Origin of the sequence: Bradyrhizobium sp. sBnM-33 (assembly GCF_032917945.1) — a bacterium.
In the GTDB taxonomy this organism is placed as follows: domain Bacteria; phylum Pseudomonadota; class Alphaproteobacteria; order Rhizobiales; family Xanthobacteraceae; genus Bradyrhizobium.
In genome coordinates this window covers 1,109,823-1,125,519 of sequence record NZ_CP136624.1, presented here as the reverse complement: position 1 = coordinate 1,125,519, position 15,697 = coordinate 1,109,823, and the positions used below count along the sequence as shown (strand labels likewise).

Sequence of the window (15,697 nt, the reverse complement as noted above, 5' to 3'; positions counted from 1 at the left end):
TGTTCTTGCTGCTTACTGGCAGGCTTCGCATTCGGGATTATCGATCGAGCACGCCACCGCACCGGTTAAATCCGGCGCGGTGGCGGCCAGCGCAACGATGATCGGGGCTGGAGCCATCATCGTCACGGACGCGACGCTGTTGAGCTTGCCGTCGGTCCCCCGGAGCGTGGACTTTTCGACATGCGTCGCGCTGCGCGAGCGCAGGTAATAGGTCGTCTTCAGCCCGCGCGCCCAGGCCAGCCGATAGAGCGCATCGAGCTTCTTGCCGCTAGGGTTGGCGATATAGAGGTTGAGCGACTGCGACTGGTCGATCCATTTCTGCCGCCGCGATGCCGCCTCGATCAGCCAGGCGCTGTCGATCTCGAAGGCGGTCGCATAGAGCGCCTTGAGGTCATCGGGAATGCGATCGATAGCCCCCAAGCTGCCGTCGAAATATTTGAGGTCGTTGACCATCACCTCGTCCCACAGCCCGCGCGACTTGAGGTCGCGGACCAGAAATTCGTTCACCACCGTGAAGTCGCCGGACATGTTGGATTTGACATAGAGGTTCTGGTAGGCGGGCTCGATCGACTGCGCGACGCCGCAGATGTTGGAAATCGTCGCGGTCGGCGCGATCGCCATCACGTTCGAATTGCGCATGCCTGATAATTTGGCACGCTCGCGCAAGGTATTCCAGTCGAGCGTCATGCTGCGGTCCATCGCCAGACCGCCGCGGGCTGCCGCCAACAGTTCGATCGAATCGATCGGCAAAATGCCGCGGCTCCACAGCGAGCCGTCAAACGACGGATAGCGCCCGCGCTCGGCGGCCAGATCGACGGAGGCCGAGATGGCGTAATAGGAAATCATCTCCATGCTGGTATCGGCGAACGTTACCGCCGCGTCGGACGCCATCGCGATCCGCATCGCCTGCAGCGCATCCTGGAATCCCATCAGCCCGAGGCCGACCGGACGGTGTCGCAGGTTCGAGCGCCGCGCTTCGGGAATGGTGTAGAAGTTGATGTCGATAACATTGTCGAGCATCCGCATCGCAATGGTCACGCTGCGCTTCAGCCGCGCCTCGTCCAGCCGGCCTTCCCGCACGTGGTGAAGCAGGTTGATCGAGCCGAGATTGCAGACGGCAGTCTCGTCGTCGGACGTATTGAGCGTGATCTCGGTGCAGAGGTTTGAAGAATGAATCACGCCAGCATGGCTCTGCGGCGAGCGTAGATTGCAGGGATCCTTGAACGTGATCCAGGGATGCCCGGTCTCGAACAGCATGGTCAGCATTCTGCGCCAGAGATCGGTGGCACGGATCTGCTTGAACACGCGGATCTCGCCCCGCGCCGCCTTGGCTTCGTAAGCCGCGTAACGCTCGGCGAAAGCCTCGCCGTAGAGATCGTGCAGGTCGGGCGTCTCGTCCGGCGAGAACAGCGTCCATTCGCCATCGGCCTCGACGCGCTGCATGAACAGGTCGGGCACCCAGTTCGCGGTGTTCATGTCATGGGTGCGGCGGCGATCATCGCCGGTGTTCTTGCGCAGCTCCAAAAATTCCTCGATGTCGATGTGCCAGGTTTCGAGATAGGCGCAGACCGCGCCTTTGCGTTTGCCGCCCTGGTTGACGGCGATCGCGGTGTCGTTGACCACCTTTAGAAAGGGCACCACGCCCTGGCTTTCGCCATTGGTGCCCTTGATATGCGCGCCGAGCCCACGCACGCGGGTCCAGTCGTTACCGAGCCCGCCGGAATATTTTGCGAGCAGCGCATTGTCCTTGACCGACTTGAAGATGCCGTCGAGGTCGTCGGCGATGGTGGTGAGAAAGCAGGACGACAATTGCGGCCGCAGCGTGCCGGAATTGAACAGCGTCGGCGTCGAGGCCATGAAGTCGAAGGACGACAGCAAATCGTAGAACTCGATCGCGCGCGCCTCGCGGTCGATCTCGCGGATCGCCAGCCCCATCGCGACCCGCATGAAGAACGCCTGCGGCAGCTCGATGCGATTGCCGTGCACATGCAGGAAATAGCGGTCGTACAGCGTCTGCAGACCCAGAAACTGGAACGCCAGGTCGCGTTCCGGCTTCAATGCCGCGGCAAGCTTTTTCAGGTCGAAGCGCGCCAGATCGGGATCGAGCAGTTCGGCCTTGATGCCGGCCTTGATGTAGGCTGGAAAGTACTCGCCGTAGCGCTCGGCCATCTCGGCCTGCGACGCGCTGGTCGGCGTGTCATGCACGAAAGACAGCACCTCGGTGCGCAGCTTGTCGAGCAAGAGCCGCGCGCTGACATAGGCGTAGTTCGGCTCCTGCTCCACCAGCGTGCGCGCGGCCATCACCGACGCCAGCGCCAGTTCGTCCTCGCTGATGCCGTCATAGAGATTGCGCTGCGTCTCGGCGAGCACCGCGGTGGCGCCGACGCCCTGAAGGCCAGTGCAGGCTTCTTCGATGATCAGCGTCAGCCGCGCGATATCGAGCGGGACCTGCACGCCACTGGCCAGGGTGACACGTAACGAGGGCTTCCCCGATGGCTGGGCGGCCATGGCCACGTCCTGTCCGGCACGCTGGCGCGTACGTTCCTCGCGATAGAGCACATAGGCGCGCGCGACCTTGTGATGCTCGCTGCGCATCAAGGCGAGCTCGACCTGGTCCTGCACGTCCTCGATATGAAAGGTGCGGCCCTCGCTCATCCGGCGCGACAGCGCGCCGACGACCTCGGCGGTCAGTTGCTCGACGATTTCATGCACCCGGCGGGAGGCCGCCGCGCCATGTCCCTCGACCGCGAGAAACGCCTTGGTCATCGCGACCGAAATTTTGCTGGCGTCAAATTTCGAAACCGTGCCGTTGCGACGAATCACCTGCATCGGCGGCTGCGCTTCCGAGACGGCAAGCGATTCGGGCCGCAACCGGATGAATGGAGCGGCACTGGCTCCGCGATCGAGAGAGAGTGACATCAAGAGACCCCGTGATGGTATTGGGGCTGGATGTCAGAGAGGACGCTGCTTCAAATGCGCGGGCGAGAAACCCCGGCATGAATCTGCAAGCGCCGCCGGGACACCCCGCCCGTGGACGTTTTTTCGGTGTCGCGGCAGGTCTCCTGGCTCGCAGGTCGCCGTTGTCCCCGTGTCTTCCCAATGCGATGCCGCATCAGTGACGTAAGATTCGGAAAACAACTCACTGCTTACAGTTGCGGGGGCAGCGCCGGATTTTCGCGATACACCGGCTTCCCTCTTAGCCACCATGTGTTGGGTCATGGCGGACCGTGACGGCTATATCTCGTGTTATTCGCGTCCGCCTGTCAATGGGGAGAGCAGGTGATGTGCAAGAATTTCGGCGAGGGAACCTGCGGCTGTGAACAACGATTACAACGAACCAGCGAATGTCGCCGAGTTGACGCGCCTGCCGCGTTGCCGATAAGTGGACCCGTCGTGGTTCTTCGGGAGACGTTCTTCCGAAGCTAAGAGGGAAGCCGGTGCGGCCGAAAAGCCAAAGCCGGAGCTGCCCCCGCAACTGTAAGCGGCGAGCCGCTGTCCAATGAAGTCACTGAAGCCTCACGAGGTTTCGGGAAGGCCGGACAGCAGCATTGACCCGCGAGCCAGGAGACCTGCCTCGACAACATACACGTCCTCGGGCGGGGTGTCCCGGTGGTGCGGTTGCGATTTTCCGCGCGCGCTCTGCCGTTCGCGAAAATCCAGACGTGTCACTTCGGCCTTTGCCCCCAACTTTTGGGGTTAAGCCAATGTCTGGTTCTACATCTTCTTCCATCATCTCCACTTCTTCACTTCCCGTTGCCTCCCTCGGCACGCCGCGCATCGGTCCGCGCCGCGAGCTGAAATTCGCGCTGGAGAGTTTCTGGTCCGGCGCAACCGACGAGAAGGCGCTGATCGAGACCGGCATCGGGCTTCGCGCCGCCAACTGGGCGCGTCAGAAAAAGCTTGGCGTCAACGTGATCCCGTCGAACGATTTCTCGTTCTACGACCAGGTGCTCGACACATCCGTCATGGTCGGTGCGATTCCGGAAATCTATCGCTGGAACGGCGGGCCGGTCTCCCTTGCGACTTACTTTGCGATGGCACGCGGCGCACAAGGCAAGGCACATGAAGCGAGCTGCGGCCATATCAATCACGGGCACGACGCCGCGCACGGCGTGCCGGCGCTCGAGATGACAAAATGGTTCGACACCAACTACCACTACATGGTGCCCGAACTGGCCAAGGATCAGAAATTTGTCCTCGCCTCGCGCAAGCCGATCGAGGAATACGAAGAAGCCAAGGCGCTGGGTTATCAGACCCGCCCTGTGCTAGTCGGGCCGGTCACGTTTCTCAAACTCGCCAAGAGCAAGGATGCCGGTTTCAATCCGCTGTCCCTGCTTGATCGCTTGGTGCCGGTTTACATCGAGGTCCTGCGCGAACTCGCCGATCGGGGCGCGGAATGGGTGCAGATCGACGAGCCGTGTCTGGTGCTCGACCTCGATATCGTCGCGCATCAGGCGCTGCATTATGCCTATGCGAAGATCACGAGCGCGGTGCCGCAGCTCAAGATCATGCTGGCGACCTATTTTGGCGGGCTGGGCGCCAACCGCGATACTGCGCTATCCCTTCCCATCGCCGGCCTGCATCTCGACCTGGTGCGCGCGCCGGAGCAGATCGACGAGCTCGCCGGTTTTCCTGACGACCTCGTGCTGTCGCTCGGAATCATCGACGGCCGTAACATCTGGCGCGCTAATTTGAGCCGGCTTCTCGACCGGCTTGAGCCGGTGATCGCCAAACTCGGCAAGCACCGTGTGCAGGTCGCCCCCTCCTGTTCGCTGCTGCATGTCCCGATCGATCTCTCACTTGAGACCGGGCTCGATCCCGAAATAAAAAGCTGGCTGGCATTTTCGGTGCAGAAGCTCGAGGAGCTGGCCACGCTCGGAACCGCGCTGGCCGATGGCCGCAGAGCAGTCGCGGACAGCCTGAAAGCTTCGGACCAGGCGGCAGCCTCCCGCAAGGCGTCGCCGCGCATTCACGACCCGAAGGTGGCGGCACGTGTTGCCGGCATCAATGAGCCGATGCGCTTCCGCTCCAGCGTCTTCGCTGAACGCGCCACCGTTCAGCGCGAGCGCTTCAACCTGCCGGCGTTCCCGACCACGACCATCGGCTCGTTCCCGCAAACCGCCGATGTCAGGAACGCCCGCTCCGCTCACGCCAGGGGAGCTCTGACGGACGAAGCCTATAAGCTCTACCTGCAGAACCAGACGGCCCGCACAGTGCGCTGGCAGGAAAATATCGGGCTGGACGTGCTCGTCCATGGCGAGTTCGAGCGCAATGACATGGTGCAGTATTTTGGCGAACAGCTCGCAGGCTTCGCCTTCACCACACACGGCTGGGTGCAATCCTACGGATCGCGCTACGTGCGTCCGCCGGTCTTGTTCGGCGACGTGTCGCGGCCGAAGCCGATGACGGTCGAGTGGTGGCAATATGCCCAGTCGCTAACGAAAAAGCCGATGAAGGCGATGCTCACCGGCCCCATCACCATTCTGAACTGGTCGTTCGTCCGCGACGACATTCCGCGCAGCGAAGCCTGCCGGCAGATCGCGCTCGCGATCCGCGACGAGGTGGCCGATCTCGAAGCCGCCGGCGCCGGCATGATCCAGATCGACGAGGCGGCGCTGCGGGAGGGCCTGCCGCTGCGCAAGTCCGAATGGCAGGCCTATCTGGATTGGGCCGTCGACGCCTTCCGGCTCTGTTCGTCCGGCGTGCGCGACGAGACGCAGATCCACACCCACATGTGCTACTCGGAGTTCAACGACATTATCGGCGCGATCGGCGCGATGGACGCCGACGTGATCTCGATCGAGACCTCGCGTTCGAAGATGGAGCTGCTCGATGCGTTCAGGGACTACCGCTACCCGAACGAAATCGGCCCCGGCGTTTACGACATCCATTCGCCGCGCGTGCCTGATATCGAGGAGATGACGGCTCTGCTGAAACTCGCCCGGACGCGGCTATCCGATACCCAGATCTGGATCAATCCGGATTGCGGACTGAAGACCCGCAAATGGGAGGAGGTACGGCCGGCGCTCGTCAATATGGTCGCGGCGGCCCACGAAATGAGGGCATCCGTGTAACGCGAGAAGCCTCTAATCTTGCTGCGGCTGCGTAGGGTGGGCAAAGGCGCACTTGCGCCGTGCCCATCATCTATCCGAGATCGTTGGTGTGAATGGTGGGCACGCGGAGCCTGTCATCGGGCCCGCATTCGCGCGACCCGGTGGCTTTGCCCATCCTACGGCCTCATCATCAAGGAGAACGTCATGCGCTTCTGGATCGAATGCACGCGATTTGAGACGGGGCAATCCATCCACATCAACATTGCCCTGGTCGGCAGCATGTGGCGCGAAGGCGAGCGCACCGTGCTCGCCTTCGTCGGCGGCGAGGGGCAAAAGGTCGAAGTAGCCGAGACCCCGGAACACATTCTGGCCGTACACCTCGGGGCGGCGGCCGCGGCGCTATGACGGTTCGAAAATCAATCCCGTTGTGCAATCGCCAAAGTGCTCCCCGCTCTTGTCGTTGAAACACATGAACCAGCAAGGCAGCGGCGCAAAACGCGATGTTCCGACCGCGCCCCTTAGATGCTCTAGAGAAATTGGGTTTGATTGCGACCACGAAGAAGCTGCGCTCCCTCTCCCGCTTGCGGGGGAGGCATAGGCAGCCTATGGCCGCCGTTCTTTGGAAGAACGCCGATGCGAAGCATCGGCTATGGGTGGGGGGTCTCCGCGGGCGACACTGCCCGAGTGGAGAGAGCTCCCACCCGGCGCTTCGCGCCGACCTCCCCTGCAAGCGGGAGAGGTGAAGCGCGTCTGCGGCCAAATCGATTAACCAAAAATCATCATGCTCTAGGCCAGTGTCTGTTCGCGACAAGAGGACCCGATCACAAGCATAAAAAAACGCGGCGTCGCCGCCGCGTTTTTATTCAGAAGGCAATCCCGCTCTTACGCCTGGGGCTGCGGCTCCAGACCCGGGTCCGGATCGGGACGCGGGCGCGGCTTGCCGGCGGGGGGTACGGCGGAAGCGCGCGGCGTGCTCGGCTCCAAGACCGATTCGCGGTTGGGCTTCTTGCCCTTCAACAGATCGATGATCTCGTCGCCGCTCAGCGTCTCGAATTCGAGCAGGCCCTTGGCCAGCGTCTCGAGATCCTCGCGCTTCTCGGTGAGGATTCGGGTGGCCTCGTTGTAGCCTTCCTCGACCAGCCGCTTGATCTCCTTGTCGATCTTCTGGACGGTCGCTTCCGAGGCATTCTGCGTGCGTGACACCGACATGCCCAAAAACACCTCGTCCTGGTTTTCGCCGTAGGACACGGTGCCGAGTTCTTCCGACAGGCCCCAGCGCGTCACCATCATGCGCGCCAGACGCGTCGCCTGCTCGATGTCGGACGCCGCACCCGAGGTGACCTTTTCGCGGCCGAAGACCAGTTCTTCGGCGACGCGACCGCCCATCATGATGGCGAGACGTGACGTCATCTGCTCGAGCGACATCGACAGCTTGTCGCGCTCGGGAAGTTGCATCACCATGCCGAGCGCGCGGCCGCGCGGAATGATAGTCGCCTTGTGGATCGGATCGGTCGCGACGACGTTCAGGCCGACGATGGCGTGGCCACCCTCGTGATAGGCCGTCAAGAGCTTCTCTTCCTCAGTCATGACGAGCGACTTGCGCTCGGCGCCCATCATCACCTTGTCCTTGGCCTCTTCGAACTCGGCCTGCGTCACCATCCGCTTGTTGCGGCGGGCAGCCGTCAGCGCCGCCTCGTTGACCAGGTTCATCAGGTCGGCGCCGGAGAAGCCCGGGGTGCCGCGCGCGATGGTCTTGAGGTTGATATCCGGCGCCAGCGGCACCTTGCGAACGTGAACTTTCAGGATCTGCTCGCGGCCGACGACGTCGGGGTTCGGCACCACCACCTGGCGGTCGAAACGGCCGGGACGCAGCAGCGCGGGATCGAGCACGTCGGGCCGGTTGGTCGCCGCGATCAGGATCACGCCTTCATTGGCTTCAAAGCCGTCCATCTCGACCAGCAACTGGTTGAGCGTCTGTTCGCGCTCGTCATTGCCGCCGCCCAGGCCGGCGCCGCGATGACGGCCGACCGCGTCGATTTCATCGATGAAGATGATGCAGGGCGCATTTTTCTTGGCCTGCTCGAACATGTCACGGACACGGGAAGCGCCGACGCCGACGAACATTTCGACGAAGTCAGAACCCGAGATCGTGAAGAACGGCACGTTGGCTTCGCCCGCGACCGCGCGCGCAATCAGCGTCTTGCCGGTGCCGGGAGGGCCGACCAGCAGCACGCCGCGCGGAATCCGTCCGCCGAGGCGCTGGAATTTTCCGGGGTCGCGCAGGAATTCGACGATCTCCTGCAGGTCCTGCTTGGCTTCGTCGACACCTGCGACGTCCTCGAAGGTGACGCGGCCATGGGCCTCCGTCAGCATCTTGGCGCGCGATTTGCCAAAGCCCATCGCCTTGCCGGCGCCGCCCTGCATCTGGCGGGACAGGAAGATCCAGACGCCGATCAGCGCGATGAAGGGCAGCCAGGAAACGAGCAGCGACACGAACCACGGCACGTTATCGCCGGGCGGCTTGGCGGTGATTGAGACCTTGCCGTCATAGAGACGCTTCACCAGCGTCGGGTCGTTCGGTGCATAGGTCTGGAACGAGGAGCCGTTGGTGAAGGTACCGTGGATTTCCGGCCCCTGGATCACGACGTCGCGCACACGGTTCTGATCGACCTCGCTCAAAAGCTGCGAAAACGTGATGTCCTGCGAAGACGTGCGCTGACCCGGATTCTGGAAAAGCGTGAACAATGCCAACAGCAGCAAGACAATGATGACCCAGAGGGCGAAGTTGCGCAGATTGGCGTTCATTGATCTTCCTTCGTGGTCGCGCGGATCGCGGCCGTATGTCCTTGGTAGTAACCCTAGAATATTCCTGGGTAGTGAGGCGAGAATCCCGGTCCACTACACCCAATCTAGGTGGCGCCCGGGTCAATGCCAAGGGAACCACACGGGACTATTTAACGCATCTTAACGCGATTCCCGTTCAAAAAATGGCGCAAAAGGCCAGGGTTTTTCCGGGGTGGTTAAGGCTCTCCGTCCCGATATTGCGGATACTGGGAGATAGGAACGCCTGTCACGCCCGGCTAGCCCGCGGCGGCGCTGCATCGATATAAATTCGGCCTCCGGTCAGGCTGATCGCGGCCCCGGCAAGCGTCTGTTTCAGTCTTGATTGCTTTTGGCCGTTCGCAATGGCGTTGTCCAGTACCGCCAGCAGCGCCTCGACCTTGCCGAGTTCCGCGGGTCCTTCGTGACCGGCCCGGTCAATGGCGCGCTTGAGGAGCCGAAGCCGGATTTCCTCGGGCAGAGCGGCAAACGCCTGGGCATCGAACCCGAAGCGTGCGGCATCATCACGATCTCTCACGGCGAGATAGCGCTCGGCGCCGTCGGCCAACACCTCAATCGCGGCATTCGCCCGCGCCAGCCTTGATGCCAACCGCGCCAGATTTCGGCTGTCACCGCCCTCCTCTGCCAAAGCCGGCATCAATGCACGCAGCCGCGGCCGCGTGAAGCTCATGTCGCGATTGGTGGGATCGTCGGCAAAGGCGATCTTTGCCTTGTCCAGCGTCGCGACAAGCCGGGATTTCGGGATGTCCAGCAACGGCCGCGCCAGCCACACGCCCTCGCGCTCGCTCTCGCGCGCCATCGCCGCGAGACCGGCGATGCCGCTGCCGCGCAACATCCGCATCAACAATGTCTCGGCCTGATCATCGCGGGTATGCGCGGTCAGGATGTGCGTCGCGCCGCTCGCCCGCGCAGCTTTCGCCAGCAGGCGGTAACGCGCCTCCCGTGCTGCGGCCGGCAATCCGGTCTTCGGCTTGGCCCCGGTCCAGCGTAGCGTGCGATGGGGCAGATCAAGCGAGCGGGCGAGGCGCTTGACGTTGCGCGCCTCGCGCGCGGCCTCCGGCCGCAGACCGTGATCGACAGTAATGGCGATCAGTCGCGGCCCCCGCGTGAGCGAGCGTCGCCATCGCGCGGCGAGCCACATCAGTGCAATCGAGTCGGGACCGCCGGACACTGCCAGCACGAGCGCGGGCGCAGCCTTCCAGTCCGCGAACAGGCTTTTCGCCTCGTTCGCTGAAATGGGGGATAGGTCGAAATCAGGCATAGCCCTGCCGGCGCGGTGAAAACCCTATGTTTGGGGCGATCTGCCGATTACCGCAAGGCACTTGGCACTCCCATCAAACTGCTGCTGAGCCAGAAGGCTGCCGCCCCTTTGAAGTTCCGATTGAGCCAGCGCGTCGCTGCGGATCACACGCGTTTAGTTTAGGAACAAAGCGCAGAGCGTGCCGTTCGGGATTCTTCATCCCAACCTCGAGGCTCTCCCATGTATCACCACGTCAAGAAACTGATGTTCACCGTTCGCGTCGACGAACCCGATCCGCGCTTTGGCAACATGCTTCTCGAGCAGTTCGGCGGCGCAAACGGTGAACTCGCGGCCGCGATGCAGTATTCGATACAGGGCCTCAATTGCGAGGATCCGGATCGCAAGGACCTGCTGATGGACATCGGCACCGAGGAACTGAGCCATCTTGAGGTGGTCGGCACCCTGGCGCGCATGCATCTCAAGCCGGCAAAATTCGACCGTCAGGCCGCCGAAGCCGATCCGCTCATCGCCATTGCGGGCGGCGGCGGGGTCAACCTGTTCAACTCGCAAGGCAACGCGTGGACAGCCGACTACCTGAAGATAACAGGAGAGCTCGACGTCGATCTGCGCAGCAATATCGCGGCCGAGGCGCGAGCCAAGATCGTCTACGAGCGGCTGATCAATTTCTGCGACGATGCCGGCACCAAGGACGCGCTGCAGTTCCTGATGACCCGCGAGATCACCCACATGAAGGCGTTCGCTCTGGCGCTCGAAAGCATGAACAAGCCGGACTTCAGCGTCGGCCGCATCGCGCCAACGCCGGGATTGGTCGACCAGTTCTTCAACGATTCCACCGGCACCGGCGAGCATGGCGAAATTGACACGCGCGGCCCCTGGAATGAGGGCAACGGCTGGGTATTCACGGAATCTCCGGCGATTCAGGCTGAACCGGGCGCCGCCACCGTCATCGTCACTGAAAGTTCTCCGCCGGTCGATGAAGCCGGACTCGAGGATCTCTTGATCAATGAGCTCCGCGACATCCTGCACGCTGAGAAACAGCTCACCAAGGCGCTTCCGAAAATGGCCCAGGCAGCACGCTTCGATCAATTGCGCGAACTGTTCGAGCAGCATCTCGCCGAGACCGAGAACCAGGTCGAACGAATCAACGAGTGCTTCGAATTGCTCGGCAAGACAGCCCGCGCGAAGCCCTGCAAGGGGATGATGGGGCTAGTGGAGGAAGGCCAGGAGGTCATGGCCGAAGGCGAGGAAAAGGAAGACGCCGCGGCCGATCTGGCGCTGATCGGTGCCGCCCAGCGCGTCGAGCACTATGAGATCTCCGCCTACACAACGGCCAAGAATCTCGCCCAGCAATTACGCCACAGCGCGGTCGTCGCACTCTTGTCCAAGTCGCTCGCCGAGGAAGAAAATTCGGATCAGCTTCTCAACCAGGTGGCGCGGTCACTGATGTCGGTGGCTAAGATGCCGGCTGCGATCGAGCAAGCCGAATAATAAACAGCAAGTTGCAAGGGGCTCTGCTGCGGACCACCGAGGCCGCAGCAGAGATCGCGGTTAGCACTTGACCCGCTTTTGCTCACGATCGACGGCGGCTTTGACGCCGGCAGATGCGCGCGGATATTTCCGCGTCACTTCGCCGAGCGCCGCGCAGGCGGCTTCCTTTTCCTTCAACGCCGCCAGCGATTGGCCGAGCCGCAGCAGCGCGTCCGGCGCCTTGCCTGATTTGTCGAACTTGGTGGTCACGCCGAGAAACGCTTCGGCGGCGTCGCGATATTGCTGGCGCTGGAAATAGCTTTCGCCGAGCCAGTATTGCGCATCCCCAATCAGCGGATCGCTCGGATATTTCTGCGCAAAGTTCTTCATGGTCTCTTCGGCCAGCGCATAATCCTTGCGCTGCATGTAGCCGATGCCGAGATCGAACTCGTCCTTGGATGTGGCCGAGGGCGGCAACGTGGTCAGCGCAGCGCTGGCGCCGGGCCCCGGGCCGCGCGGCGGCGGTGCGGCTGCAGCGGGCGGCGGCAAGGCGCCACCGGGATCGCGCGGACCGCCGAGGTTGAGCGGCTCACCGGGTCCGCGTCCGCCGGGCGCGCCGACTGGAGCGTCATTCGAGATCGGCAATTGGCCGCCGCCGAGTGCACGCGGCGCACCGGGAGCATTGGGATTCTGGTTGGGGTCGAAGGCATCGCCGCGGCGCCGGCTGCCGACCGCCGGGGCCGCCGGCTCCTGCACGATGGGCGCCGGCGAGGCGATCTGCGGTTGCCGGTCATAGCCAGGTTGGGCCTGCGGATAGCCCTGCGGCTGGCGCGCCCCCTGCTGCGGATAACCTTGTTGCGGATAGCCCTGTTGCCCCTGCGGCGGGCCGGGCTGAACTGGAGGCGGCGCCGCGGCCACGTTGGGCTGCGCACCCTGGGGCTGGCCACCCGGCGCGGGCGGTGCGGCGCCAAGCTGACGCAGCCGATCCTCAAGCTGGCGGTTACGGTACTGCAATTCCTCGTTCTGGCCGGTCAGTTGCCGGAGCTGGTTTTCCAGCCGCTGGATCCGCATCTCCAGATCGGCGTCGTCAGATTGCGCCTGGACCTGCGGGGAGCCTTGCGGAGAACGCTCCCACGGGAACGTGATCTGTGCGGACGAGGTCTGCACAGACAAGGCCAGCATCGCGGCAATTGCCGCGGCGCCGGCAGCATTGAGGAATCTGGATGACATTTTGCCCTGACGACGAAAATCACGTGGTCAAACGAAAGCAGAACACATTGAGAGAGGGAGTACGCCGGAATTGTGACTGGCGTTTCCGAATCGGTTTGCTGCATCCCGGTATGGTTTAGTATCTGCTGCAAGACAAGCCGCCCGGTCCGGCCGGCCGTTCACAAATCGAGGGAGACCCGCCGATGCACGTGTCCGTGAACGGAGTGCGGCTGTTCTTCGATGTCGAGGGCGCGAAGCTGGTTCCGGACGGCCCGGTGATGCGGGAAAAGCCGGTGCTGCTGATGCTGCATGGCGGGCCCGGCGCCGACCACTCGATCTATCGGCCTGCCTACTCCGCTTTGGCCGACATCGCCCAGGTCGTCTATCTCGACCATCGTGGCAACGGCCGCAGCGAGGATGGTCCACGAGAGGGCTGGAATCTGGCGCAATGGGGCGATGACGTGCGCGCCTTCTGCGAGGTGCTCGGCATCGTCGATCCGATCGTGCTCGGCGCGTCGTTCGGCGGCATGGTTGCGCTGGCCTACGCGACCCGCCATCCAGCCCATCCCTCCAAGCTGGTACTGATCAGCACCGAAGCCGCCGGCGGTTCCTATCCGGAACGACGCGTGGCGCTGTTCGAGCGCTTCGGCGGCGCCGAAGTGGGCGCACTCGCGCACCGCCGCTTCCTGGAGTTTCGCGGCCATCCGGACCAAGCCTCGCGCGACGCGTGGCGGCAGGTGGCGATGCCGCTTTACTTCCGGACCCCGCGCGATCCGGATATGGCGCGTCGCGCCGTCAACCGGCCAGAGGTGTCGCAGTGGTTCACCAGACCGGGCGGCGAGAGCGACAACTTCAACATGTTTCCCGACCTCCATCGCATCCAGTGCCCTACCCTTGTGATGGGCGGTGAAGACGATCCGATGCTTCCGATCGAGAGCCAGGCGGATATCGCAGCCGCATTGCCTCCGCATCTCGTGCAATTCGAACGGTTTGCGAATTGCGGGCATGCCGTGGTGCCCGATGCGCCGGAACGGGGTATGGCCACGATCCGGGACTTCATCCTGCGGCGCTAGATTCTTGACGCGTTTACGCGAACCGGCATCCACTTCGCTTGAAAACGCTGTGCCTAAATAAAATCGGCGCCCGAAGGCGCCGGTTTTGAAATTCTGCGAAAGCCCGAATGCTCAGGCGCCGGCGTTCAGCACCGTGACCGCGCGGCGGTTCTGCGACCAGCAGGAGATGTCGTTACAGACCGCCACCGGGCGCTCCTTGCCGTAGGAGATCGTGCGCATGCGGTTCGGGTCGATGCCGCGCGAGGCGAGATAGCTGCGCACCGACTGGGCGCGGCGTGCGCCGAGCGCGATGTTGTACTCGCGGGTGCCGCGCTCGTCGGCATGGCCTTCGATGGTGAAGGAATATCGGTTGTAGGTCTGCAGCCACTGTGCCTGCTTCTCCAGGGTGGCGATCGCCTGCGGGCTCAGATCGGTCTGGTCGCTCTCGAAGAACACGCGGTCGCCGACATTAACCACGAAATCCTGCTGGCTGCCCGGGGTTGCCGCACTGGCCATCGCGCCATCGGCGCCGACGTTGTTCTTGGCGCAGGCGCCCATCGACAGCGCCACAGCGACCACAGCTGCCAGCTTCCATCCCTGGAGGATACGCATCTGGTATTTCATTCCGGAGCCTCCAACGCTCACGTTTTTCGACTGTTATCCGGTCTACAGGTGGATGGTTAAGCGAACGTTCCGTCAACCTTGATGGAACCTTGCCAGACCCGATCAAATGCCGACAAACCGTGAAAAGCGACTGCGATAGTTAATGATTTGTAAATGTGGCGCGAGGGTGAAGGCAAGCGCGCATGGGCCGAAATCACCGGATTTGCGGCGTTTCGGCAACGGTGGCCCCAGAACGGTGGCCCAAGAATGACGAGTCGCGGAAATTCGGATAGGGGCCTATGGCCGGATGGTCTGATCCGCCGTTGTCCGGCCGGTTCAGGAAGTCGGAACGATCGAGGCCTGCTCGAAGGATGTGACGACACGGCGCGGCAAGGAATGGCGCTCGCCGGCGCGCTGGAACAGCATCCGCCGCTCGACGGACGTCGAACGCATGATGGGAAAACGGGTCATGACCTTTTCCCGCACGGCCCGGTAATCGGACGCCATCAATGCCACCTTGGGCAAAAAGCCCGGAAACGAACGCGGTTCGGCGATGACCTCGGACATGAAGACCCGGCGATAGAACGCCTGATGCTCGGCACGAACGAGCGCGAGCCCGGTATCGGCGTTGAAATGCTCGCATGCCAGATAGGCCAGCCGCACCGTCAGGTAGGGAAGGTCAGGAAACCGCCTCGTTTTTTCGGGGTCCGCAGCCAAACGAAGCGGATCGATGAAAACTTCACCTTGATCGAGCCGCGGGTGAAGAACATCGCCGAACAAATCAACTGAACCGGAAATCCGACATTCTGACGTCACGACGTTGAGGCGGATAGAACTACAGAGTTCTCCGTCAACATAGATTCCGAATATCCAGGCGTTGGGCGCATTGTCGTAATGATCGCTGACGCGCTCAGACTCTGACGGCGCGGTTACTCCGCCATGCAGATAGGCTTTGTAACGCATCAAATAGATGCAATCTTTTTCCTCGGGAGTTTCCATGAGTCGGCAATCGACGCGATCAGATAACCCTGACTCCGGCGCAAAGAGCGAAGTGCGCGGTTCGGCTCTGGCCTTCATCTGTACTCCTAATCTTTCCACAACAACTTCTACGAGTGCGAAAAGATTAACGGTCCCTTAACAAAATTGCAAAGGCTTAGACACGTTAGGGTTAACCTTGCAGCCCGCAAAAACCCGGAGTAGCCGGGTCGAGA

10 protein-coding genes and 2 riboswitches are annotated in these 15,697 nt (G+C 62.6%); of the genes, 4 read left to right on the top strand and 6 right to left on the bottom strand.

The features are described from left to right. Positions 1–12: 12 nt before the first annotated feature. Positions 13–2,919 (bottom strand): ribonucleoside-diphosphate reductase subunit alpha, encoded by a 2,907-nt coding sequence (locus RX328_RS05285; RefSeq protein WP_213253256.1) that lies wholly within the window; start codon positions 2,917–2,919, stop codon positions 13–15. Positions 2,920–3,034: 115 nt separating this feature from the next. Beyond that, a riboswitch (cobalamin riboswitch) is annotated at positions 3,035–3,245 on the bottom strand. A gap of 132 nt (positions 3,246–3,377) precedes the next feature. Beyond that, positions 3,378–3,592, top strand: a riboswitch (cobalamin riboswitch). 112 nt (positions 3,593–3,704) lie between these two features. On the opposite strand from RX328_RS05285, the gene metE reads away from it, so the two are divergent. Both metE and RX328_RS05275 read left to right on the top strand, forming a co-directional pair. Further along, a complete protein-coding gene (gene metE / locus RX328_RS05280; RefSeq protein ID WP_213253255.1) occupies positions 3,705–6,074 on the top strand; it encodes a 5-methyltetrahydropteroyltriglutamate--homocysteine S-methyltransferase in 2,370 nt (789 codons plus the stop codon). A 183-nt stretch (positions 6,075–6,257) separates the two neighbouring features. Beyond that, positions 6,258–6,458 carry a hypothetical protein gene (locus RX328_RS05275; RefSeq protein WP_213253254.1) on the top strand — a complete coding sequence of 67 codons (201 nt, stop codon included), beginning with the start codon at positions 6,258–6,260 and terminating at the stop codon, positions 6,456–6,458. A 477-nt stretch (positions 6,459–6,935) separates the two neighbouring features. Here the strand turns inward: RX328_RS05275 and ftsH are convergent, their stop codons facing one another. Together ftsH and tilS are read right to left on the bottom strand one after the other, a co-directional pair. Beyond that, the gene (gene ftsH, locus RX328_RS05270) at positions 6,936–8,858 is read right to left on the bottom strand and encodes an ATP-dependent zinc metalloprotease FtsH (protein ID WP_213253253.1); all 1,923 of its coding nucleotides are present in this window, start codon (positions 8,856–8,858) and stop codon (positions 6,936–6,938) included. Positions 8,859–9,123: 265 nt separating this feature from the next. After that, positions 9,124–10,155: a tRNA lysidine(34) synthetase TilS gene (gene tilS, locus RX328_RS05265; protein WP_213253252.1), complete on the bottom strand. Its 1,032-nt coding sequence runs from the start codon at positions 10,153–10,155 to the stop codon at positions 9,124–9,126. Positions 10,156–10,374: 219 nt separating this feature from the next. Between tilS and RX328_RS05260 the strand changes: the two genes are divergently transcribed. Continuing rightward, positions 10,375–11,643, top strand: coding sequence for a DUF892 family protein (locus RX328_RS05260; protein ID WP_213253251.1), 1,269 nt, complete (start codon positions 10,375–10,377; stop codon positions 11,641–11,643). A 60-nt stretch (positions 11,644–11,703) separates the two neighbouring features. Here the strand turns inward: RX328_RS05260 and ybgF are convergent, their stop codons facing one another. After that, entirely contained in the window at positions 11,704–12,852 is a 1,149-nt protein-coding gene (gene ybgF, locus RX328_RS05255) for a tol-pal system protein YbgF (RefSeq protein ID WP_213253250.1), read from the bottom strand. Between the two features lie 182 nt (positions 12,853–13,034). Between ybgF and RX328_RS05250 the strand changes: the two genes are divergently transcribed. Further along, entirely contained in the window at positions 13,035–13,904 is an 870-nt protein-coding gene (locus RX328_RS05250; RefSeq protein ID WP_213253249.1) for an alpha/beta fold hydrolase, read from the top strand. Between the two features lie 111 nt (positions 13,905–14,015). On the opposite strand, the gene pal is transcribed toward RX328_RS05250, so the two are convergent. Then, complete coding sequence (pal, locus tag RX328_RS05245; RefSeq protein ID WP_057838504.1) at positions 14,016–14,507, bottom strand: peptidoglycan-associated lipoprotein Pal; 492 nt, start codon at positions 14,505–14,507, stop codon at positions 14,016–14,018. 315 nt (positions 14,508–14,822) lie between these two features. Beyond that, a complete protein-coding gene (locus tag RX328_RS05240; RefSeq protein ID WP_213253248.1) occupies positions 14,823–15,563 on the bottom strand; it encodes an N-acyl amino acid synthase FeeM domain-containing protein in 741 nt (246 codons plus the stop codon). Positions 15,564–15,697: the final 134 nt, after the last annotated feature.